At 72.2% G+C, this 20,321-nt stretch carries 19 protein-coding genes and 2 pseudogenes; 10 read left to right on the top strand and 11 right to left on the bottom strand.

The annotated features are described in order from the left end of the window. Positions 1-113 precede the first annotated feature (113 nt). Positions 114-296 (top strand): annotated as a pseudogene (locus ACJ9NR_RS17265) (hypothetical protein); the annotation flags it as partial. Positions 297-365: 69 nt separating this feature from the next. On the opposite strand, the gene ACJ9NR_RS17260 reads toward ACJ9NR_RS17265, so the two are convergent. From ACJ9NR_RS17260 to ACJ9NR_RS17250, 3 genes are read right to left on the bottom strand one after another with little or no spacing between them, the layout of a single operon-like run. Continuing rightward, entirely contained in the window at positions 366-1,142 is a 777-nt protein-coding gene (locus ACJ9NR_RS17260; protein ID WP_412488453.1) for an enoyl-CoA hydratase/isomerase family protein, read from the bottom strand. Further along, positions 1,139-1,555, bottom strand: coding sequence for a Zn-ribbon domain-containing OB-fold protein (locus ACJ9NR_RS17255; RefSeq protein WP_412488452.1), 417 nt, complete (start codon positions 1,553-1,555; stop codon positions 1,139-1,141). Before ACJ9NR_RS17255 ends, ACJ9NR_RS17260 begins: the two co-directional genes overlap by 4 nt. Positions 1,556-1,561: 6 nt before the next feature. Then, positions 1,562-2,719, bottom strand: a complete 1,158-nt coding sequence (locus ACJ9NR_RS17250; RefSeq protein ID WP_412488451.1) for a lipid-transfer protein — start codon at positions 2,717-2,719, stop codon at positions 1,562-1,564. 94 nt (positions 2,720-2,813) lie between these two features. Here ACJ9NR_RS17250 and ACJ9NR_RS17245 point away from each other — a divergent pair, with 94 nt between their 5' ends. After that, on the top strand, positions 2,814-4,382 hold the full coding sequence (locus tag ACJ9NR_RS17245) for a FadD3 family acyl-CoA ligase (protein WP_412488450.1): 1,569 nt from the start codon (positions 2,814-2,816) through the stop codon (positions 4,380-4,382). A 196-nt stretch (positions 4,383-4,578) separates the two neighbouring features. Here the strand turns inward: ACJ9NR_RS17245 and ACJ9NR_RS17240 are convergent, their stop codons facing one another. Together ACJ9NR_RS17240 and afsR are read right to left on the bottom strand one after the other, a co-directional pair. Continuing rightward, complete coding sequence (locus ACJ9NR_RS17240; RefSeq protein ID WP_412488449.1) at positions 4,579-4,761, bottom strand: hypothetical protein; 183 nt, start codon at positions 4,759-4,761, stop codon at positions 4,579-4,581. Between the two features lie 217 nt (positions 4,762-4,978). Next, positions 4,979-7,933 (bottom strand): SARP-family global regulator AfsR, encoded by a 2,955-nt coding sequence (afsR, locus tag ACJ9NR_RS17235; RefSeq protein ID WP_412488448.1) that lies wholly within the window; start codon positions 7,931-7,933, stop codon positions 4,979-4,981. A 236-nt stretch (positions 7,934-8,169) separates the two neighbouring features. Between afsR and ACJ9NR_RS17230 the strand changes: the two genes are divergently transcribed. The 6 genes from ACJ9NR_RS17230 (at position 8,170) to ACJ9NR_RS17205 (ending at position 15,567) form a co-directional block, all read left to right on the top strand. After that, positions 8,170-9,414: an amidohydrolase family protein gene (locus tag ACJ9NR_RS17230; RefSeq protein WP_412488447.1), complete on the top strand. Its 1,245-nt coding sequence runs from the start codon at positions 8,170-8,172 to the stop codon at positions 9,412-9,414. Between the two features lie 20 nt (positions 9,415-9,434). Further along, complete coding sequence (locus ACJ9NR_RS17225; protein WP_412488858.1) at positions 9,435-10,337, top strand: LLM class F420-dependent oxidoreductase; 903 nt, start codon at positions 9,435-9,437, stop codon at positions 10,335-10,337. A gap of 10 nt (positions 10,338-10,347) precedes the next feature. Then, positions 10,348-11,118: an SDR family NAD(P)-dependent oxidoreductase gene (locus ACJ9NR_RS17220; RefSeq protein WP_412488446.1), complete on the top strand. Its 771-nt coding sequence runs from the start codon at positions 10,348-10,350 to the stop codon at positions 11,116-11,118. A 129-nt stretch (positions 11,119-11,247) separates the two neighbouring features. Then, positions 11,248-12,366 (top strand): LLM class flavin-dependent oxidoreductase, encoded by a 1,119-nt coding sequence (locus ACJ9NR_RS17215; RefSeq protein WP_412488445.1) that lies wholly within the window; start codon positions 11,248-11,250, stop codon positions 12,364-12,366. A gap of 13 nt (positions 12,367-12,379) precedes the next feature. Continuing rightward, positions 12,380-14,110, top strand: a complete 1,731-nt coding sequence (locus tag ACJ9NR_RS17210) for an N-acyl-D-amino-acid deacylase family protein (RefSeq protein ID WP_412488444.1) — start codon at positions 12,380-12,382, stop codon at positions 14,108-14,110. Continuing rightward, a complete protein-coding gene (locus ACJ9NR_RS17205; protein ID WP_412488443.1) occupies positions 14,107-15,567 on the top strand; it encodes an aldehyde dehydrogenase family protein in 1,461 nt (486 codons plus the stop codon). Before ACJ9NR_RS17210 ends, ACJ9NR_RS17205 begins: the two co-directional genes overlap by 4 nt. A gap of 43 nt (positions 15,568-15,610) precedes the next feature. Here the strand turns inward: ACJ9NR_RS17205 and ACJ9NR_RS17200 are convergent, their stop codons facing one another. After that, complete coding sequence (locus ACJ9NR_RS17200; RefSeq protein ID WP_412488442.1) at positions 15,611-16,003, bottom strand: nitroreductase/quinone reductase family protein; 393 nt, start codon at positions 16,001-16,003, stop codon at positions 15,611-15,613. 112 nt (positions 16,004-16,115) lie between these two features. Between ACJ9NR_RS17200 and ACJ9NR_RS17195 the strand changes: the two genes are divergently transcribed. Then, on the top strand, positions 16,116-16,937 hold the full coding sequence (locus ACJ9NR_RS17195) for an endonuclease/exonuclease/phosphatase family protein (RefSeq protein ID WP_412488441.1): 822 nt from the start codon (positions 16,116-16,118) through the stop codon (positions 16,935-16,937). Here the strand turns inward: ACJ9NR_RS17195 and ACJ9NR_RS17190 are convergent. Both ACJ9NR_RS17190 and ACJ9NR_RS17185 read right to left on the bottom strand, forming a co-directional pair. Beyond that, positions 16,924-17,115, bottom strand: coding sequence for a DUF397 domain-containing protein (locus ACJ9NR_RS17190; protein ID WP_412488440.1), 192 nt, complete (start codon positions 17,113-17,115; stop codon positions 16,924-16,926). The genes ACJ9NR_RS17195 and ACJ9NR_RS17190 overlap by 14 nt on opposite strands. 10 nt (positions 17,116-17,125) lie before the next feature. Continuing rightward, positions 17,126-17,566 (bottom strand): annotated as a pseudogene (locus ACJ9NR_RS17185) (DUF5753 domain-containing protein); the annotation flags it as partial. 310 nt (positions 17,567-17,876) lie between these two features. On the opposite strand from ACJ9NR_RS17185, the gene ACJ9NR_RS17180 reads away from it, so the two are divergent. After that, the gene (locus ACJ9NR_RS17180) at positions 17,877-18,317 is read left to right on the top strand and encodes a hypothetical protein (protein ID WP_412488439.1); all 441 of its coding nucleotides are present in this window, start codon (positions 17,877-17,879) and stop codon (positions 18,315-18,317) included. 79 nt (positions 18,318-18,396) lie between these two features. Here ACJ9NR_RS17180 and ACJ9NR_RS17175 read toward each other — a convergent pair whose 3' ends face one another. The 3 genes from ACJ9NR_RS17175 to ACJ9NR_RS17165 all read right to left on the bottom strand — a co-directional run bounded on the left by ACJ9NR_RS17175 (position 18,397) and on the right by ACJ9NR_RS17165 (position 19,803). Continuing rightward, the gene (locus tag ACJ9NR_RS17175; protein ID WP_412488438.1) at positions 18,397-18,609 is read right to left on the bottom strand and encodes a hypothetical protein; all 213 of its coding nucleotides are present in this window, start codon (positions 18,607-18,609) and stop codon (positions 18,397-18,399) included. A gap of 562 nt (positions 18,610-19,171) precedes the next feature. Next, positions 19,172-19,582: a type II toxin-antitoxin system VapC family toxin gene (locus ACJ9NR_RS17170; RefSeq protein ID WP_412488437.1), complete on the bottom strand. Its 411-nt coding sequence runs from the start codon at positions 19,580-19,582 to the stop codon at positions 19,172-19,174. Then, positions 19,579-19,803 (bottom strand): hypothetical protein, encoded by a 225-nt coding sequence (locus tag ACJ9NR_RS17165; protein WP_412488436.1) that lies wholly within the window; start codon positions 19,801-19,803, stop codon positions 19,579-19,581. Before ACJ9NR_RS17165 ends, ACJ9NR_RS17170 begins: the two co-directional genes overlap by 4 nt. Between the last annotated feature and the right edge of the window lie 518 nt (positions 19,804-20,321).

Below are 20,321 nucleotides of genomic sequence, written 5' to 3'. Positions count from 1 at the left end.
ACGGGTTCACGGAAGGGTCCGGGCGGCGGCCGCCCCAGGCAGACGGTACGCCGGGTGCGCGACGGATGCCACGCGGTGACATGATCGTGACAGGCGAGCGATAGGGTGAGGGCATGCATCTACGGGGGCGCAGGTTCAAGTTCACGGCGGTACTGGCGTTCGTGGTCCTCTCGCTGACCGGGTTCACCGGTCACAGCCACAGCCACAGCCGCCACGGCGTCAGCAAGAGCCACGGGTATCACGGGAGCAGCGGGGGCGGCTGCAGCAGCAGCGCGCAGGACCACGACGGCTCGTCGTAGGCGCAGCGGCGCCGCCCGCGTCGACCACCGCGACCCGGCCGGGCCGGCCGGGCCGGTGAGCCGGCCTCAGCGCGTCCGGAACGTCCCGCGCCGTCCCGCGAACAGCTCCTCCTGCCGCTCGCCCGGCAGGTTGCCCAGCGCGATCAGGTGCGGCGCCTGGGCGAACCCGGCGTGCAGCGCCGGCTCGCGGGCGGACCACAGGGCGCGGACGGTGCCCTGCACGCCCGCGGGCGGAGCGCCGGCGAGCACGGCCGCGCACGCGGTCGCCGCCGCCAGCGCCTCGCCGGGCCCGGTGAGTTCGGAGACGAGGCCGATGTCGTGGGCGCGCCGTGCGGAGATCCGTTCCGCCGTGCCCATGAGCATCATCCGGGCGGCCTCCCCGTACGGCATCCGCAGCGCCATGAGCACGGACTCGTAGGCGCTGACCATGCCGTAGGAGGTGTGCGGGTCGAAGAACGAGGCGGTGGTGTCGGCGACCAGGAAGTCGCACTCGCCGAGCAGGTAGAAGGCGCCCCCGCAGGCCATGCCGCGGACGGCGGCGATCACCGGCTTCCACAGGTCGTTGGACTTCGGGCCGACGCGCAGCAGCGGGTCGTCCGCCATGTAGGGGGAGCCGGGCTGCGCCACGGCGGTGTCCCGGTCCAGGCCGGTGCAGAACGCCCGCTCACCGGCGCCGGTCAGGACGACGGCCCGTACCGAGTCGTCGAACCGCAGCTCCCGCCAGACCTGGCGCAGCTCGTCCCGCATCGTCAGGTCGATGGCGTTGAGCCGGCCGGGGCGGTCCAGGGTGACGACCGCGACGCCGGTCTCCTGGTCGGCGGTGAGCCGCACGGCCGTGGTCATGAGCGCTCCAGGACCCACCGCGGCAGCCCGTCCGGGCCGAACACGGCCTGCACCCGGGCGCCGATGCGGATGCGCTCGGGGGAGACGGAGTCGAGGCGCGCGCCGGCCTCGGCGACCACGTTGCCGACCAGCCGGACGCGCGGCGCCTCGGCGAGCTCGACGACGACGACGTTGTACGGCGCCTGCTCGGCGTAGCCGGGCAGAAGGGGCGGGTGCGGGACGACGTAGGACCAGACGCGGCCCTGGCCCGAGACCCCGCGCCAGTCGCTGTCGAAGGACTGGCAGTGCGGGCAGCACGGGCGGGGCGGAAAGCGCGGCTCCCCGCAGGAGGCGCAGGCCTGGACGCGGAGTTCGCCCCGGCGCGCGTACTCCCAGAAGGGGGCGCCGTCGGTGTCGGTGACGGGGGAGAGCACCGTGGATCAACTCCTCAACAGCAGCGCGGAGGTGGGGACGCCCTCGCCGGCGGTGACGAGGCAGGTCGCGGCGCCGGGCACCTGCGCGGTGCTGGTGCCGCGCAGCTGCTTGACGCCCTCGTTGATGAGGTTGAACCCGTGGACGTAGGCCTCGCTGAGCCCGCCGCCCCCGGTGTTCACCGGCAGCCGCCCGCCGATCTCCAGGGCGCCCTGCTCGGTGAACGCGCCGCCCTCGCCCCGGCCGCAGAAGCCGTAGCCCTCCAGGGAGAGCGGTATGAGCGCCGTGAACGCGTCGTAGATCTGGGCGACGTCCACGTCCTGCGGCGTGAGGTCGGCGTGTTTCCACAGGTGCCGGGCGGCGGCCCAGGCGGGACCGGTGAGGGGGTCGTCGTTCCAGTAGTTGACCATGCCGTGGTGCTGGGCGGGCAGGCCCTGGGCGGCGGAGTGGACGTAGACGGGGGCCCGGCGGCAGTCGCGCGCCCGCTCCGCGGAGACCACCACGCAGGCCAGCGCCCCGTCCGTCTCCAGGCAGTTGTCGAACAGGCAGAGCGGTTCGCTGATCCAGCGGGAGGTCATGTACATCTCCCGGGTCAGGGGCCGTTCGTACATGATCGCGGCGGGGTTCTGGTTCGCCCGGTTGCGGCAGGCGAGGGCGACGTTGAACAGGTGGTCCCGGGTGGCGCCGAACTCGTGCATGTAGCGCCGGGCGAGCATGGCGATCTCGTCGACCGGCCGCAGCAGGCCGAAGGGCCGGGTCCACTGGGCGGGCGTGGGCAGCTGGACGGTGGTGTTGCGCCAGGGCCGGGGCCCGCTGCCGCGCTTGCGGGAGCGCCAGGCGACGCCGACGCTCGCCTGGCCGGCGGCGATGGCGGCGGCCAGATGCGCGACGGTGGCGCACGAACCGCCGCCGCCGTAGCCAACCTTGCTGAAGAAGGTGAGGTCACCGAGGCCGACGGCCTTCGCCAGCTCGACCTCGTCCGTCTCCTCCATGGTGTAGGAGGCGAGGGCGTCGACCTCGCCGGGGGCGATGCCGGCGTCGTCCAGGGCGGCGAGGACGGCACGGCAGGCCAGCGTCCTCTCGTCCTCCGGAAGGCTCCTGGCGAAGGGCGTCTGCCCGATACCGACGATCGCGGTGGCGTCCTTGAGCCCGATGCCTGACGTCATGCTGCGCGTACCTCCGCATGCCGAAGCGGCTGCTGACAGAGCGTCAGGCTACCGCTAATCTGACGGGTAGTCAGCTAGTGGGTGGGAGGCTGTGGTGCGCGGTGACTTGGAGTGGGAGAGCATTCCGGGGCTCGTCCGGTCCGCGGCCGGGCGGTACGCGGACGTCGAGGCGGTGGTGGAGGGGCGCACGAGGATCTCGTACGCCGAACTCGGCGCCCGCGTCGAGCGGTCGGCGGCGGCCTGCGTGGCCTCCGGGATCGAGCCGGGCGACCGGGTCGCCGTCTGGGCCCCGAACTCGCTGGACTGGATCGTGGCGGCGCTCGGCGCGGTGTCCGCCGGCGCGGTGCTGGTGCCGCTGAACACCCGCTTCAAGGGCAGGGAGGCGGCCGATGTGCTGCGCCGCAGCGGGACGCGGCTGCTCTTCGTCACCGGCACGTTCCTGGGCACGTCGTACGTGGCGTCGCTGCGGCGGGAGATCGCCCGGGGGCCGGGGCTGCCGGCCCTGGAGCAGGTGGTGGTGCTCTCCGACGACGCGCCCGCCGACTTCCGTACCTGGAAGGAGTTCCTGGCCGGCGGGGACGCGGTGAGCGGGGCGCGGGTGCGGGCGCGCGCGGCGGCGGTGGACGGGTCCCTGCCGTCGGACATCGTCTTCACGTCCGGTACGACGGGCCGCCCCAAGGGCGCGGTGATCACGCACGCGCAGACGCTCAGGGCGTACGAGATCTGGTGCGAGCTCGCGGGGCTCGGGCGCGGCGACCGCTATCTGATCGTGAACCCCTTCTTCCACACCTTCGGCTACAAGGCGGGGGTCCTGGCCTGCCTGATGCGCGGGGCGACGATGATCCCCCAGCCGGTGTTCGACGTCGGCACGGTGCTGGCGAACATCGCGGCGGAACGGGTCTCGGTGCTGCCGGGGCCGCCCACCCTCCACCAGTCCCTGCTGGACCACCCCGCCCGCGACAGCCACGACCTCTCGGCGCTGCGGCTGGTGGTGACGGGCGCCGCGGTGGTGCCGCTGCGGCTGGTGGAGCGGCTGCGCGGGGAGCTGGGCGTGGAGACGGTCCTGACGGCCTACGGGCTATCGGAGGCCAGCGGCATCGTGACGATGTGCCGGCGCGGCGACTCCCCGGCGGTCATCGCCGCCACGTCCGGGCGGGCGATCCCGGGCACGGAGGTGAAGGTGGCGGCACCGCCGGGCCGGCCGGGCGAGGTCCTGGTGCGCGGCTTCAACGTCATGCGGGGCTACTACGAGGACGCGGCGGCCACCGAGCGGACGGTGACGGAGGACGGCTGGCTGCGCACCGGGGACGTGGGCGTGCTGGACGAGGCCGGCAACCTGCGCATCACCGACCGCATCAAGGACATGTTCGTCGTCGGCGGCTTCAACGCCTACCCCGCGGAGATAGAGCAACTGCTCGGCCTGCACCCGGCGGTGGCCGACGTCGCGGTCGTCGGCGTACCCGACGCGCGGCTGGGCGAGGTCGGCAAGGCCTACGTCGTGCGGCGGGCCGGCGCCGTGCTCACGGGCGACGACCTGATCGCGTGGGCGCGGCGGGAGATGGCCAACTACAAGGTGCCGCGGCAGGTGGAGTTCCTGACGGAGCTGCCGCGCAACGCGAGCGGGAAGGTGGTCAAGGGCGAGCTGCGGAGCCGCAGCCGCTGAGCGCTCCGCCGGATGTACGGTGCCGGGCCGTCGTCCGTCCGCGGCGCCGTCGTGGCCGGTCGCGCAGTTCCCCGCGCCCCCGCCGGACCGCAGCCGGCTTCGCCGGACCCGCTCGGACGGGGCCCGGGCCCCGGACGGGCGAAGACCGCGGCGGCTCCCCTCCGTGCCGCCGCGGTCCGCCCCCGTGCGGACAGCCCTACTCGGCCGGCCTGAACGGCTCCGAGGTGGCGTGCAGGTCCTTGGTCTCGACGGGCTCGTCGGTGGCGTGCAGGTCGTCGGTCGTCACGGGCTCGTCCGTGGCGTGCAGGTCCTGGGTCGTCACCTCGCCGTCGGTGGTGCTCGTGGCGTGCAGGTCTGCCGGTTCGAGCTGGTCGCTCATCGTCAACTCCCCTTCGGGACGGATGTCATGGACGGATCGGCAGGGCCCGCCCGGTCACTCCCCCGAGGGTGGCCGGACGGGCCCTTCAGGGGCGCTCACACCGGTTCCCGGCGAAGGCCCCTCAGCAGTGACCCGTCTGCCCCCCGACGCGACGGATCGACTGCGTCCAGCATGGCGCGGGGCGATAAACGAACGATGAACGCCTCGGCCGGGCCCGTCAGGCCGCCCGCACGGGCGCCAGCAGGGCCCGCACCTCCGTGACCTCGGGCGAGCCCAGCTCCTCGTAGATCCCCTCGGCCTCCCGCCAGCAGACCTGTGCGCGGCCGGTCTGGCCGATGCCGCTCAGGGCGCGGCCGAGGACGGTCAGGACGTTGCCCCGGCGCCACTCGCCGCCGATGCCGCGCAGCACGGTCAGCGCCATCTCGGCACCGGCCGCGGCCTGCGCGGGGCGCCGGGCGGCGAGGTCGACCTCGGCCAGGCGGAACAGGCTCATGCCCTCCCACAGGCGCTGGCGGCTGTCCCGGAAGACCTCCAGCGCCTCGTGCAGCCGCTCGGCGGCGGAGTCCAGCTCGCCGCTCTGGGTGAGCGCCAGGCCGAGCGCGTACCGGGCGTTGGCGCCCCGCAGGGAGTTGCCCATGGCGTCGTAGATCTCGATGCCCTGCCGGGCGAGGGCGACGGCGCTGCCCGTCCGCCCGGTGGCGAGGTGGATGCGGGAGAGGTTGCACAGGGCACTGGCCTCGCCGGGGCGGTCGCCCAGCGTGCGGAAGTGCTCGATGGCCTGCGAGAGGTGCTCCTCGCCGTCCTGGTGGCGGCTCTGGTAGAGCGCGATGATGCCGAGCGCGTTGGCCGCCCAGCAGACCGGCAGGAGGTCGCCCGCCTCCCGCGCGAGGAGGGTGGCGCGCTCGGCCTCCCGGCCCGCCTGCTCGAAACGGCCGCTGACGTGGTGGACGTTGACCAGCGTGGTCAGGGCGCGTGCCTCGGCCCGGGGATCGCCGTGCCGCCGGGCCGACTCCAGCAGGGCCTCGGCGGTCGCCTCGTACCCCTTGGAGTTGGCGCCCGACTCGGACAGGTCGTGCGCGGACCAGAGCAGGTCGATGGCGCGGGCAAGAGTCTCGGGGCCGCCCGCGCACTGCGCGACGCAGGCCAGCAGGCAGACCGCCTCCGCGTACAGCCAGTCCTGCGCCGCGTGCCGGTCGGCGAAGGCCAGCCCCGGATACGCGGTCGGCTGAAGGTGGTCCACCAGCCGGTCGCCCGGCCGCTCCGTCGCGTACACCCCGGCCGCCGTGGCCAGGTAGAAGTCCAGCAGGCGGGACAGCGCCGCGTCCCGCTCCCCCGGCGGCCACTCGTCCCGCTCGGCGCACGCACGCGCGTAGAGGCGGACCAGGTCGTGGTAGCGGTAGCGGCCGGGCGCCGCCGACTCCAGCAGCGAGGTGTCGACGAGGGACTCCAGGAGGTCCTCCGTCTCCTCCGGCGGCAGGTCCAGGACCGCGGCGGCCGCCGCCAGCGAGATGTCCGGGCCGTCCGCGAGGCCCAGCAGCCGGAACGCCCGGGCCTGGGGCGGCTCCAGCGCGCCGTAGCCGAGTTCGAAGGTCGCCTTGACCGCGAGGTCGCCGGCCTGCAGCTCGTCCAGGCGGCGGCGCTCGTCCGCCAGTTTCGCGGCCAGGACGGAGACGGTCCAGGTGCGGCGGGCCGCCAGGCGGGAGGCCGCGATGCGGATGGCCAGCGGGAGGAAGCCGCAGGCGGCGACCACGTCGAGAGCGGCCGTGCGCTCGGACGCCACCCGCTCCTCGCCGACGATCTTCGTGAACAGCGACAGCGCCTCCTCCGGCGACATCACGTCCAGGTCCACCAGGTGCGCGCCGGCCAGGTCGACCATCCGCACCCGCGAGGTCACCAGGGCCGCGCAGCCCTCCGTGCCGGGCAGCAGGGGCCGCACCTGGGCGGCGTCCCGGGCGTTGTCCAGCAGCACCAGCACCCGGCGGCCGTCCAGGACCGAGCGGTACAGCGCCGCGCGCTCCTCGAGGGAGTCCGGGACCGCCGAGTCCGCCGTGCCCAGCGCGCGCAGGAAGGAGCCGAGCACCGTCTCCGGCTCCGCCGAACTCGCGCCCGCGCCCTGCAGGTCGACGTAGAGCTGCCCGTCCGGGAAGGCGGCCCGGGCCTGGTGGGCGACGTGCACGGCCAGCGTCGTCTTGCCCACGCCGCCGATGCCCGCGACCGCCGAGACGGCCATGACGCGCCCCTCGGCCGAGGCCAGCCGCTCGCCCAGCTCGGCCACGAAGGCCGAGCGGCCGGTGAAGTCCGGCACGGTCGCGGGGAGCTGCGCGGGCCGGACGGGGGCGGGGGCCGGTTCGGCCGCCGGGGAGGGCGGCTCCGCGAGGCCCGGGTCCGCCTCGAGGATCCGGCGCTGCAGTTCCCGCAGGCCCGGCCGCGGGTCCACGCCCAGCTCGTCGGCGAGCAGCTGCCGGGTGTCGGTGTAGACGGCCAGGGCCTCCGCCTGCCGGCCGCTGCGGTACAGCGCCAGCATCAGCAGCTCGCGCAGCCGCTCGCGCAGCGGGTGCTCGGCGGTCAGGGCGGTCAGCTCCGACACGGCCTCCGCGTGGCAGCCCTGCTCCAGGTCCATCTCCAGCCGGGACTCCAGCAGCCGCAGCCGCCACTCCTCCAGGCGGACCCGCTGCGCCTCCGCGTACGGGCCCGGCACCCCCGCCAGCGCCTCGCCGTCCCACAGCGAGAGGGCCCGGTCCAGCGCGGCGCGCGCACCGCACAGGTCCCCGGCGGCGCGCGCCTTCTCCGCCTCGGCCGCCAGCTCCTGCGCCACCGCCAGATCCAGCGCCCCCTCGCCGAGCCCGCGCACCGCGTACCCGCCCGACTCGCTGACCAGGACCCCGGCGTCCAGCACCTTGCGCAGCCGGGAGGCGTACGTCCGCAGCGCCGCCAGCGCCTGCGACGGCGGCTCCTCGCCCCACAGGGCGTCGATGAGCTCGGCGGCGGTCGCGGTGCGGCCCTCGCGCAGCAGCAGGGCGGCGAGCAGGGCGCGTTGCTGCGGGGAGCCGGTGGCGACGGCCTCCTCGCCGCGCCGGGCCCGTACCGGACCGAGCACGGCGAAGCGCAGCGCGGCGGGCTCCGCCGAGTAGCCGGCACGCCTCTGCTCCGGCACCCGCGGTACACCGTCCATCGCCGACTCCCCCCAGACCCTGTGAGCAACTACGTCAGTCTGCCTTGTCCACGGCGGATGCGTCAGCTGCGGAGAGCGCGCTCACCGGCGGACGCGCGCGATATCACACAGTCCTCACCCGTCCTCCATCACAGAGTCCTCACCCGCCCTTCGCACGCGCGGGAGCGGATCCGGGCGGCGAGATCCCCGCGACCGCATAGCTGACGGGCCGTCAGATCGGCGCTACGGTGGCCGCCATGGACACCCAACCCGGCACCCAGGCCACGTTTCCCCTGATCATCTCCGTCGACGACCACACCGTGGAGCCCGCCGACGTCTGGAGCAGCCGCCTGCCGAAGAAGTACCTCGACACCGGACCGCGCATAGTCCGCGCCCCGCTGAAGGAGATGACCTTCCTGGGCGGCCGGTTCAGGCCGGTGATGGGCGGGCCCGGCGACGACGGCCCGATCGGCGACTGGTGGGTCTACGAGGACCTGCACCGCCCCCTCACCCGCCTGGACACGGCGGTCGGCTACAGCAGGGACGAGATCAAGCTGGAGATCATCACCTACGAGCAGATGCGGCCCGGCTCGTACGACGTCCCGCAGCGCCTCGCCGACATGGACGTCAACCACGTCCAGTCCGCCGTCTGCTTCCCGACCTTCCCGCGCTTCTGCGGTCAGACCTTCACCGAGGCCGAGGACCACGATCTCGGGCTGCTGTGCGTGCGGGCCTACAACGACTGGATGGTGGAGGAGTGGTGCGGCCCCAAGGCCCAGGGCCGGCTGATCCCGCTCACCCTCATCCCGCTGTGGGACCCCGAACTGGCCGCCGCCGAGGTGCGGCGCAACGCCGCCCGCGGGGTGCGCGCGGTCGCCTTCTCCGAGATACCGCCCTACCTGGGCCTGCCCTCCATCCACGGCGACGACTGGGACCCCTTCCTCGCCGCCTGCGACGAGACCGGCACGGTCGTCGCCATGCACATCGGCTCCAGCAGCCGTATGCCCTCCACCTCCAAGGACGCGCCGCCCGCGGTCGGTTCGACCATCACCTTCGCCAACTGCTGCTTCTCCATGGTCGACTGGCTGATGAGCGGCAAGTTCGAGCGCTTCCCGAACCTGAAGGTGATGTACGCCGAGGGCCAGATCGGCTGGATCCCGTACATCCTGGAGCGCGCCGACGTGGTGTGGGAGGAGAACCGCGGCTGGGGCGGAGTCGCCGACAAGGTCCACCGGCCGCCGTCCGAGCTGTTCGCCGAGCACGTCCACGGCTGCTTCTTCGACGACGCCTTCGGCCTGCGCAACCTCGACTCCATCGGCCTGGGCAACGTCCTGTACGAGACCGACTACCCGCACTCCGACTCCACCTGGCCCAAGTCCCGCGAGGTCGGCGAGGCGCAGATGGGCCACCTCGCGCCGGACGTGGTGGAGCGGATCGTCCGGGGCAACGCCATCGAGCTGCTGGGCCTCACCGCCGACGGGCTGTGGAGCGGGGCGCGGTGAGCACCTCCCTCGCCTACGGGATGCAGCTGCCGGTGCAGTCCCAGAGCACCCTCTACGCCGAGGGCTGGGAGGCCGCAGCCGGCCCCGCGGACCTGGTGGAGATCGCCCGCGCCGCCGAGCGCGCCGGCTTCGACTACGTCGCGAGCTGCGACCACGTCGCGATCCCGCGCCGGCTGGCCGCCGCCATGAGCACCGTCTGGTACGACCCCGTCGCCACCCTCGCCCACCTCGCGGGCGTGACCGAGCGGGTGCGGCTGCTCAGCCACGTCGCCGTCGTGGGGCTGCGGCACCCGCTGCTGACCGCCAAGCAGTACGCGACCCTCGACCACCTCAGCGCCGGGCGGCTGATCCTGGGCGTCGGGGCCGGGCACGTCCGGGAGGAGTTCGAGGCGGTCGGCGCCGACTTCGAGCGGCGCGGCGCCGTGCTGGACGAGACCATCGACGCCCTGCGCGCCGCCCTGGGACCGGCGGAGTTCCCCGAACACCACGGCAAGCTCTACGACTTCGAGGGCCTCGGCCAGCGGCCGCGCCCGGCCCAGGAGAAGGTCCCCATCTGGGTCGGCGGTTCCTCGCCCGCCGCCGTGCGCCGGGCCGCGCTCAGGGGCGACGGCTGGCTGCCGCAGGGCGACCCGCGCGACCGGCTGCCCGCGCAGATCGCCCGGCTGACACGGCTGCGCGAGGAGGCGGGCGTCGAGGAGCCGATCACCGTCGGGGCCATCACCGAGCCGCTGTACGTCGGCGCGCCCGCCTGGGACGTCGGGCGGCGCACCCTGGCCGGCCCGCCCGGCCGGCTCGCGGAGTCCCTGCGGGCCTACCGCGCGATGGGCGTGCACCAGATCCAGGTGCGCTTCCGCTGCCGCGGCCGCAGCGAACTCATCGACCAGATGGCCGCGTTCGGCGCCGATGTGGCGCCCCACCTCTGAGGAGTACGGCATGGGCAAGCTGGACGGACGCGTCGTGATCGTCACCGGGGCGGCGCGCGGGCAGGGCGAGCAGGAGGCCCGCCTGTTCCGGGCGGAGGGGGCGGAGGTCGTGGTGGCCGACGTCCTGGACGAACAGGGCGAGGCGCTCGCCGGGGAGCTGGGCGCCCGCTACGTCCACCTGGACGTGCGCCGGGAGGACCAGTGGCGCTCGGCGGTGGGCACCGTCAAGAACGCCTTCGGCCGGATCGACGGCCTGGTCAACAACGCGGGCATCCTGCGCTTCAACTCCCTGCTCGACACCCCCCTCGACGAGTTCATGCAGGTCGTGCAGGTCAACCAGGTCGGCTGCTTCCTCGGCATCAGGACGGTGGCGCCGGTGATGGAGGACGGCGGCACGATCGTCAACACCGCCTCGTACACGGCGGTGACCGGAATGGCGGCCGTGGGGTCCTACGCCGCCACCAAGCATGCCATCCTCGGCCTGACCCGGGTCGCCGCCCTGGAGCTCGCCGACCGGCGCATCCGGGTCAACGCGATGTGCCCCGGCGCCGTGGACACCGCGATGTCCAACCCCGCCCAGCTGGACCCGGGGGCGGACGCGGAGGGGATGAGCCGGGCGCTGGACGAGCTCTACCGCAAGCTCGTGCCGCTCGGCCGGATCGGGCGCCCGGAGGAGGTGGCCCGCCTGGCCCTCTTCCTCACCTGCGAGGACTCCTCCTACATCACCGGGCAGCCGTTCGTGATCGACGGGGGCTGGCTGGCCGGCGTCTCGATCGTCTGACCGGCGCCCGGCCGGTGCCCGACCGATATCTGACAGGCCGTCAGCTATTGACGGTGCATGCGCGCGGTGCAACAGTTCGGCGGCAGTAGATCTGACGGTGCGTCAGGAACGTAGGGATGGTGACCCGCCTTGGAATTCGGGCTCTTTGTACAGGGATACGTGGGCAAGCGCGCCGAGACCGACCCGCTCGCCGAACACAAGGCGCTGATGGAGGAGACCGAGTACGTCATCCAGGCGGACCGGTCGGGCTTCAAGTACGCCTGGGCGTCCGAGCACCACTTCCTGGAGGAGTACTCGCACCTCTCCGCCAACGACGTCTTCCTCGGGTACCTGGCGCACGCCACCGAGCGCATCCACCTCGGCTCCGGCATCTTCAACCCGCTCGCCCAGGTCAACCACCCGGTGAAGGTGGCCGAGAAGGTCGCCATGCTCGACCACCTCACCGGCAACCGCTTCGAGTTCGGGTCGGGCCGCGGGGCCGGCTCGCACGAGATCCTCGGGTTCATACCGGGCGTGACCGACATGAACTACACCAAGGAGATCTGGGAGGAGACGATCGCCGAGTTCCCGAAGATGTGGCTCCAGGACGAGTACGCCGGCTTCCAGGGCAAGCACTGGCAGCTGCCGCCCCGCAAGGTCCTGCCTAAGCCGTACGGGAAGTCGCACCCCGCCATGTGGTACGCCGCCGGGTCGCCGCCCTCGTACGCGATGGCCGCGCGCAAGGGCCTCGGGGTGCTCGGCTTCAGCATCCAGAAGGTCTCCGACATGGAGTGGGTGCTGGAGCAGTACAAGACGGCGATCGTGAACGCCGAGCCGGTCGGGGACTTCGTCAACGACAACGTGATGGTGACGACGACTGCGATCTGCGCGCCGACGCACGCGGAGGCGATCGACATCGCCGTGCACGGCGGCCTGCACTACCTGCCGTCCCTGGTCTTCCGCTACCACGACACCTTCCCGCGGCCCGAGGGCTTCCCGGTGTGGCCGGAGACGCTTCCCGAGTACACGCCGGAGTTCGTGGAGCTGCTGATCGAGGAGGAGCTGCTGATCTGCGGCGACCCGGACGAGGTGCTCACCCAGTGCAAGCGGTGGGAGCAGGCCGGGGCGGACCAGCTGAGCTTCGGGCTGCCGGTGGGGGTGCCGAAGGAGGAGACGCTGCAGACGATCCGGTTGATCGGGGAGCATGTCATCCCGAAGATCGACACGGATCCCGTGCACCGGACTTCGCGGTTCCGTCAGGCTGTGTGAGGGGGCGCGGGTCATGCTCGACCACCTGATCAAGGGCGCCACCGTGGTGGACGGCACGGGTGCGCCCGCCCACACCGCCGACGTCGGCATCCGCGACGGGCGCATCGCCGTCATCGGGACCGTGACCGAGGAGGCGCGCTCGTCGGAGGACGCGGCCGGGCTCGTCCTCGCGCCCGGCTTCGTCGACCCGCACACGCACTACGACGCCCAGCTGTTCTGGGACCCGTACGCGACCCCGTCCCTGAATCACGGGGTGACCACCGTGGCGGCCGGGAACTGCGGGTTCACCCTCGCGCCCCTCAACCCCTCCCGTCCGGACGACGCCGACTACACCCGGCGGATGATGTCCAAGGTCGAAGGAATGTCGCTGGTGGCGCTGGAGGAGGGGGCGCCCTGGAGCTGGCACACGTTCGGGGAGTACCTGGACGCCCTCGAGGGGCGCATCGCCGTCAACGCCGGTTTCATGGTGGGGCACTGCGCGCTGCGCCGGTACGTGATGGGGCCCGACGCGGTCGGCGGGCAGCCCACCGAGGAGCAGCTCGGCGAGATCGTCCGGCTGCTGCACGAGGCGATGGACGCCGGTGCCTGGGGCTTCTCCACCACCCAGTCCTCCACCCACTCCGACGGCGACGGCCGGCCGGTCGCCTCCCGGCACGCGGAACCGGCGGAGCTGCTCGCGCTCTCCCGGGCCGTCGGCGAGCACGAGGGGACGCAGATCGAGGCGATCGTCGCGGGCTGCCTGGACCAGTTCAGCGACGCCGAGATCGACCTGTTCGCGGAGATGAGCGCCACCGCCGGGCGGCCCCTGAACTGGAACGTGCTGACCATCGACGCCGCCGTCCCGGAGCGCGTGCCGCGGCAGCTGCTTGCGAGCGAGCAGGCGCGCAAAGCGGGCGGCAGGGTGGTCGCGCTCACCATGCCGATCCTCACGCCGATGAACATGTCGCTGGGGACCTTCTGCGCGCTGAACCTGATACCGGGGTGGGGGCCGATCCTCGGGCTGCCGATCCCGGAGCGGATCGCGAAGCTGCGGGATGCGGACGTGCGGGCGGAGATGCTGCGACGCGCCCAGTCGAAGGAGGCGGGCGTCTTCCGGCGGCTGGCGAACTTCGGGCGGTACGTCATCGGCGACACCTACAGCGAGGCCAACGCCGGGCTGTCCGGTCGGGTGGTCCGCGACATCGCGGCGGAACGCGGCCAGGACCCCTTCCACTGCCTGGTGGAGATCTGCGCCGCCGACGACCTGCGTACGGTCCTGTGGCCGATGCCCACCGACAACGACCCGGCGTCCTGGGCGCTGCGGGCCGAGACCTGGCAGCACGAGGACGTGCTGCTCGGCGGCTCCGACGCGGGCGCGCACCTGGACCGCATGTGCGGGGCCCCGTACACCACGAGGTTCCTCGGCGACTGCCTGCGCCGCAGGAAGCTGGTCGGTCTGGAGCAGGCGGTGAAGATGCTGACCGACGACCCGGCGCGGCTGTTCGGGCTGCGCGAACGGGGCCGGGTGGAGGAGGGCTTCCATGCGGACCTGGTGCTCTTCGACCCGGAACGGATCGACGCGGGCCAGGCCACCCTGGTGCACGACCTGCCGGGTGACAGTCCGCGGCTCGACGCCAAGGCGATCGGGGTGCGGGCCGTGTGGGTCAACGGCGTCGAGGCGATCCGGGACGACGTGGTGAGCGGCGCCGTGCCGGGCAGGGTGCTCAGGTCCGGGCGGGACACGAGCACGGTGAGCACCCGGTGAGCCCAGCGGCCGACGGGCAGCGGCTGCTGATCGGGGGCGCCTGGGCCGAACCCGACGGCGGGCACTACGCCGTCACCGACCCGGCGACCGAGGAGCGGGTCGGCTGGGCGCCGGAGGCCTCGCGGGATCAGGTGCTCGCGGCGTGCGCCGCGGCCCGCGAGGCCTTCGGGCCGTGGTCGCGCACGCCGCCCGAGGAACGGGCGGCCGTGCTGGCCCGGGCGGCGGACGTCATCGCGGGCCGGTTCGCGCCGTACGCCGAGCTGGCGCAGGCGGAGAGCGGTGCCACAACGGGTACGGCGCGGGCGATGCAGGTCGGGGTGGGCCTGGCCCGCTTCCGGCGCTACGCGCGCGCGGAGCCCGCCGAGTGGCCGATCCCGCCACAGATCAACGAGGCGGGGCCCATGGGGCGGGCGGCCGTCATGGGCGCGCTCGCCGTGCGCCAGCCCGTCGGCGTCGTCACCTGCATCACCTCCTACAACAACCCGTGGGCGAACCCGGCGGGCAAGATCGCCCCGGCCCTCGCGATGGGCAACACGGTGGTCGTGAAGCCGGCCCCGCAGGACCCGCTGTCCGTGTACCGGATGGCTGAGGCCCTGGAGGCGGCGGGCGCACCGCCGGGCGTGGTGAACGTCGTCTGCGGGCAGTCGCCGTCGGTCGGCGAGGCGGCGGTGGAGTCGGCCGACGTCGACATGGTCAGCTTCACCGGGTCCACGGCGGTCGGGCAGCGCATCGCCGAGACGTGCGGCCGGGGCATGAAACGCCAGCTGATGGAACTGGGCGGCAAGGGCGCGGCCCTCGTCCTCGACGACGCGGACCTGGCGTCCGCGGTGGCCGGCATCGGCACCACCTTCTCCTTCTACAGCGGCCAGATCTGCACGGCACCGACGCGGGTACTGGCGCAGCGGGGCGTCTACGACCGCCTGGTCGAGCAACTCGCGGCCTACGCGGCCCGGTTGAAGGTGGGAGACCCCAGGGAACCCGACACGGTGGTGGGCCCGGTGATCTCCGCCGCCCACCGGGACCGGGTGGAGTCGTACGTCGAACTCGGCCGCAAGGAGGGCGCGGTGGTGGTGACGGGCGGCGAACGGCCGCCGTACGAGCGCGGGTTCTACGTGGCCCCCACCCTCCTCGCCGACTGCACCAACGACATGCGGGTGGCCCGCGAGGAGATCTTCGGCCCGGTGGTCGTGGTCGTCCCCTTCGACGACGAGGACGAAGGGGTCGCCCTCGCCAACGACAGCGACTACGGGCTCATCGACTACGTGTGGTCGGGCGACGTGGCGCGGGCGTTCCGGGTGGCCCGGCGGCTGCGGGCCGGGGGAGTGGGAGTGAACACCGTCGGACGGAACATGGAGGCGCCGTTCGGGGGGTTCAAGAAGAGCGGGGTCGGCCGGGACGTGGGCTCCTACGCGCTGCACGCCTACAGCGAGGTGCAGGCCGTGGTGTGGCCGGGCTGACCGGCCTGACGCCTGACTGAACCGACCGGGCCGGCCGTCGCCGTCACCGTTCGAGATCGACCCGCACCGTCAGCAGTGAGGCCCCGGCCGCCCGCACGGCCAGGCTGTTCATGCGGGGCAGGCCGCGGAGCCGCGCGACCGGGTCGTCGTCCGGGAGCAGGTGGGCCGTTCCCTCGTGCCAGCGGCCGTGGACGCGCACCCGTACCCGGGGATCGGCCTTGATGTTGCGGACGTACTGGGAGCGCTCGCCGAACTCCGACACCAGCCAGAAGGAGTCCCCGACGCGGCGGCCGCCGACCGGTGTGCGGCGGGGCAGACCGGAGGTGCGGCCCGTGGTCTCCAGCAGCGTCTGCGCCGGCAGGCGGCGCATCACGGCGTTCAGCTTGCGTTGGAAGGCCGTGACGGCCCGGTACTTGCGCTCCGCGCGGCGGGTCATGGTTTTCGGGTCTCCTGTGCCGTAGGGGTGGCGATGCCTTTCAATGTGTCTCTCGGAAACGCGAACGATCTGCGGAACCCCGAACGGTTCCGCTACGAGAGACGGTGGCCTCATGCGGGTCGTGACCTGGAATCTGTGGTGGCGCTTCGGCCCCTGGGCCGAGCGGCAGAAGGCCGTTCTGTCGGTGCTGCGGGAGCTGCGGCCCGATGTCGTCGGCCTGCAGGAGGTGTGGGCGGCCGACGGCGAGAACCTCGCCGAGTGGCTCGCCGGCGAGCTCGGCCTGCACTGGACCTGGGCCGCCTCGCCGGCCTCCGAGCGCTGGCAGCGGCGGATCGGGGAGACGGGGGTGGAGATCGGCAACGCGGTGCTGAGCCGCTGGCCGGTCGTGGAGCGGGAGGTGCTGCGGCTGCCCGCGCCCCCCGACCTCGACGACGGGCGCCTCGCCCTCTACGCCCGACTGGACGCCCCCGGCCACCCGATCCCCTTCTTCACCGTCCACCTGTCCTCGCCGCTGCACGCCTCCGCCGTACGCCGCCAACAGGTCACCGCCCTCGCCGGGTTCGTCGCCGCCCACCGCACGGGCACCGGCTTCCCGCCCGTCGTCACCGGCGACTTCAACGCCGCCCCCGACTCCGACGAGATCCGGCTCTTCGGCGGCTTCCGCACCGCGCCCGCCGTGCCGGGCCAGGTCTTCTTCGACGCCTGGGAGTACGCCGACCCGGCGGCCCCGTCCGCCACCTGGGACACGGCCAACGCCTACGTCCACCCGGGCCTCGGCCCGAGCGCGCGCATCGACTACGTCCACGTCGGCGCCCCGGCCGGCCCCGACGGCATCGGCACCGTGCACTCCGTGCGGAGGGCGGGAGACGCCCCGGTCGACGGCGTCTGGCCCTCCGACCACGCGGCGGTCGTCGCGGACCTCACCCTCCCGTGACCGCACGCGACTTCAGCGAACGGAGAAGGGCGGCGAAGGCGGCGGGGCCGACGGTGAGGACGGTGTGGGGCGGGGCGGGGCGGTCGGTGAGGTGTATGGCGGTGGGGGTGGTGGATATGTGGACACAGGCGTCGCCTTCCTGGCAGTAGGACGACTTCTCCCAGCGGTGCGGGGACATACCGGCTCCTTCACAGGTTCTGGGCGATCGCGTGGATCAGATCCCGGGACTTCTCGGGGCTGAGGGCGGTTGCTTCGACGATGTCGAGCAGGTTCCGGTACTTGTCCAGGAGAGCCTCCGCGTCGAGGAGTACCGGACCGTGGAACTGGTCGAGTTGCGCGGTGTCGAGTTGCGGTACGGGGCCGTACAGGTAGTTGATGGACTGACCCGATCCGGGGAAGGCACCGACGTCGTAAGGGAGTACACGGATGGTGATGTGCTCCCGTTCGCCCATGTCGAGCAGATGGCGCAACTGCGCGCGGGTCACCGTCCGGCCGCCGACGCGCATGCGCAGCGCCGCCTCGTGCACGGTGGTCCGGTACGGAGTCGGGGTGGCGCCGTAGAGCACGCCCTGCCGCTTGATGCGGTGCGAGACACGGTGCTCGACCTCGGGCGGCGTGGGTGCCGGGATGTCGGAAATCAGACCTTCTTGCTGGATAAGAAGGGAATGGAGTACATTCTCACTCGTCATCACCCGAATTATTGGGATGGCTCGGTGAAGTCGACGCAGTCCTTCTTCGATTCGGGTATGAGTATTGATGACGTCCAAGGGGCTATCGGGCAAGTCATGCAACAGAACCGCGACACGCTGCTTCAGCGAGGCAGTCAGGGTATGTATCAGATTCGCGGGAACGTCAACGGCGTCGATTACGTACTCGGCATGAATAGAGGTCGAGTGGGTCAGTTCTATCCGGAATCTCCATAGCCGAAGGGCCTGTAGCGTGGTTGAGATCGAGACGTTCCTGAAGGTTGCGGCCGGTGGGTTCGTGCAGGTGGAATCCTGCCGCACCCCGCCGCCCGACCTTGACTACATTGAAGGTGCCATTCGGCTGTCCGTTGATGGAATGGTAATCATCGGCACTGAAGAATGGGACTACGTTGACCAGATCTGGTGTTATATCGCCGAGATGGTGACGAAAATGCAGTCGTCGGGTTACGCGGAGACATATTTCCCGGATCAGCCGATCAAGCTCTCTTTTCGGGCCACAGGGTCTCGCGTCTTGGTGACCGCTAAGATTGGCGAAGAAATCAAGACGGGAAATGCTTCATCTGTGGATTTCCTGAGGGCTGTCAAATCGGCTGGGATGATCTTCTTTAGGAGGATGTCCGAGCTTGCCCCGGCTAATTCGTATGCCGAGGTGCAGCGGGAACTGTCAGTTTGATCAAGCCAGAGGCCCCGCTGGGAATTCTTGAATCCGGCGGGGCCTCTGGGGCTCTTGACGGCAGTAGTTGACGGCAACGTCAGCGGACGGGCGCGGCGCAAAGAGGTAGTTCGTCGCCGTCGTCGGGCTCGCCGGTGATCTCGGTGGGGCTGCGGAGGGCACGTCCGAGGAGATCGATGGCGTCGCGCTCGAGGCGGAGTCGGACGTGGGCGTAGACGGTGGCAGTGACGCCGATGTGAGCGTGGCCGAGGAGTTCCTTGATGACGACGAGTTCGACGCCCCGAAGTGTCAAGCATCTACCGGGACCGGACATGGGTGACCCGTGGGTGTGCGTTCAGATTTTCTCTACGAGGTTCAAGGCAGGCCCCGCCGGCCGGTGCGGGCCGCCGACGCCGACGAACCCGCCGTCGGGCGAGCGGCCGAGGCCCGCGCGAGGTGCTGGCGGACGGCCGAACTCAGGCACGCGCTGGGCCCAACCTGACACGGCCGGGAGAAAGTTGTGGGCGTGGAGCCCTCGCGCGTCGCACAGCAAGTTGTCGCCGACGACCGTCCTACGGCCGGAACGCAGGCACAGGGCCGACCAGGAGCCGACCCTTCACGTCCGTCGCGCAGGCTCACCGGGGGCGGCGGCCTGCCCCGCCCCCGGCGGGGAGCGATGCCCCCGGCGGCCCGTCGTCGGCAGACCCCTCCTTGCCCAGCCTCCGCGCCGCCGGACCGGCAAGCGCACCGACTCCGCCTCGACGCGAGAGGACGGCCTGTCCGGCGAACGGGTCGCCGGGGGAAGCACCGGACAGGACACCGGTCCAAGACCCTGCCGACCCCTGAGCGATCGGCACGTCAGCGCGGCGGCCCGGCTACGGCAGCAGAGTGAATGCCGGGAGGTGACTCGGGCGCACCACGCTGAAGTGGCGGCGGTCCAGGGTGGCGATGTTGACCGCGCGGTACTTCTCGGCGACCGCGACGACGAAGGCGTCGGCGGTGCCCAGGGGCAGGCTCGCGTACTGCTCGACCAGGTCGGCGGCCCGGCTGACCTCGGAGGAGGTCACGGGCACCATTTCGTAGACGCCGTCCGCGACGTCGCGCAGGAAATCGGCCTCCGCCTTGGCCCCGGCACGACTGGCGAGCATGTAACCGATCTCGGTCAGCAGTGGGGCGGGCAGCAGGAGCGGGCCGGGGAAGTTCTGGAGCAGGTCGACGCACTGCAGGTGGTAGTCGTCCTTGCGGTTGGCGGCCGCCACCACGGGGCCGGTGTCGATGACGATCACGCGCTCCGGGGCTCCTCACTGGCCCAGGCGTCGCGGACGATCTCCTTGGAGCGGACCGCGAGGTCGGGTTCGCCGTCGAAGACGCCGGTCGTGCGGAACCGGCGGCGGGGGCGCTCGCCGCGCTCCACTTCCGCCCATCGCCGCAGCAGCTCTATGGCGTCGGGCAGCCGGTCCTCCGGCACCGCGTCGAGCAGCCGGTGTGCTTCCTCGCGTACGGTCATGCGCTCAGTGTAGGGTCCGCAGCCGCCGTCGGCCCAGGAGTTGCCGGGCCGCCCCGCTGCTTCGTGGTGGTCTGCACCTCTGACGGCAGCGCTGACGGCAACCACCACGGACACCAGGGCACAGCCACGGACGCCAGCGGAGCACGAAACCGCCGATGACCTGCGAAAACGCAGATGGGGATGGGGCGCGTAGCACACGTACTATGTGCTGGCGGGCCGGACACCGGTTCTTGTTCACAATTCCAGTTGCCCTACAAGTGCCGCCGATGGTGAGCGTTTGCGCAGGCAGCTCACCGAGGAGGCTGGCCAGCTTCCAGGGATTCGTTCGGCGGATGACATCTTCGACACCCCCTCTGTCCTTAAGGGTGGTGTCACACCGGACCAGGTTCGTCCATTCTTTGCAGGCCGGAAGGGGTGGGTCGAAGAGGGCCTAGGCAGAGCGAAGAATGCTGGCGGCGGTTGGGTGATTCGCGAATATACGGATCGAGGAGACCCGACTGGGAGGATGCTCAGGTGGA

It is taken from the genome of Streptomyces sediminimaris (assembly GCF_047049295.1).
Classification (GTDB): Bacteria; Actinomycetota; Actinomycetes; order Streptomycetales; family Streptomycetaceae; genus Streptomyces; species Streptomyces sediminimaris.
The sequence above is the reverse complement of the archived record's forward strand: the minus strand, read 5'-3'. Positions and strand labels throughout refer to the sequence as shown.

Coding starts and splice junctions, on each gene's coding strand:
- ACJ9NR_RS17250 (WP_412488451.1), bottom strand. CDS start 2,719: ATGACGTCAGGCATCGGGCTCAAGGACGCCACCGCGATCGTCGGTATC.
- ACJ9NR_RS17220 (WP_412488446.1), top strand. CDS start 10,348: ATGGGCAAGCTGGACGGACGCGTCGTGATCGTCACCGGGGCGGCGCGC.
- ACJ9NR_RS17165 (WP_412488436.1), bottom strand. CDS start 19,803: ATGACCGTACGCGAGGAAGCACACCGGCTGCTCGACGCGGTGCCGGAG.
- ACJ9NR_RS17230 (WP_412488447.1), top strand. CDS start 8,170: ATGGACACCCAACCCGGCACCCAGGCCACGTTTCCCCTGATCATCTCC.
- ACJ9NR_RS17190 (WP_412488440.1), bottom strand. CDS start 17,115: ATGTCCCCGCACCGCTGGGAGAAGTCGTCCTACTGCCAGGAAGGCGAC.
- ACJ9NR_RS17210 (WP_412488444.1), top strand. CDS start 12,380: ATGCTCGACCACCTGATCAAGGGCGCCACCGTGGTGGACGGCACGGGT.
- ACJ9NR_RS17240 (WP_412488449.1), bottom strand. CDS start 4,761: ATGAGCGACCAGCTCGAACCGGCAGACCTGCACGCCACGAGCACCACC.
- ACJ9NR_RS17195 (WP_412488441.1), top strand. CDS start 16,116: ATGCGGGTCGTGACCTGGAATCTGTGGTGGCGCTTCGGCCCCTGGGCC.
- ACJ9NR_RS17225 (WP_412488858.1), top strand. CDS start 9,435: ATGCAGCTGCCGGTGCAGTCCCAGAGCACCCTCTACGCCGAGGGCTGG.
- ACJ9NR_RS17200 (WP_412488442.1), bottom strand. CDS start 16,003: ATGACCCGCCGCGCGGAGCGCAAGTACCGGGCCGTCACGGCCTTCCAA.
- afsR (WP_412488448.1), bottom strand. CDS start 7,933: ATGGACGGTGTACCGCGGGTGCCGGAGCAGAGGCGTGCCGGCTACTCG.
- ACJ9NR_RS17260 (WP_412488453.1), bottom strand. CDS start 1,142: ATGACCACGGCCGTGCGGCTCACCGCCGACCAGGAGACCGGCGTCGCG.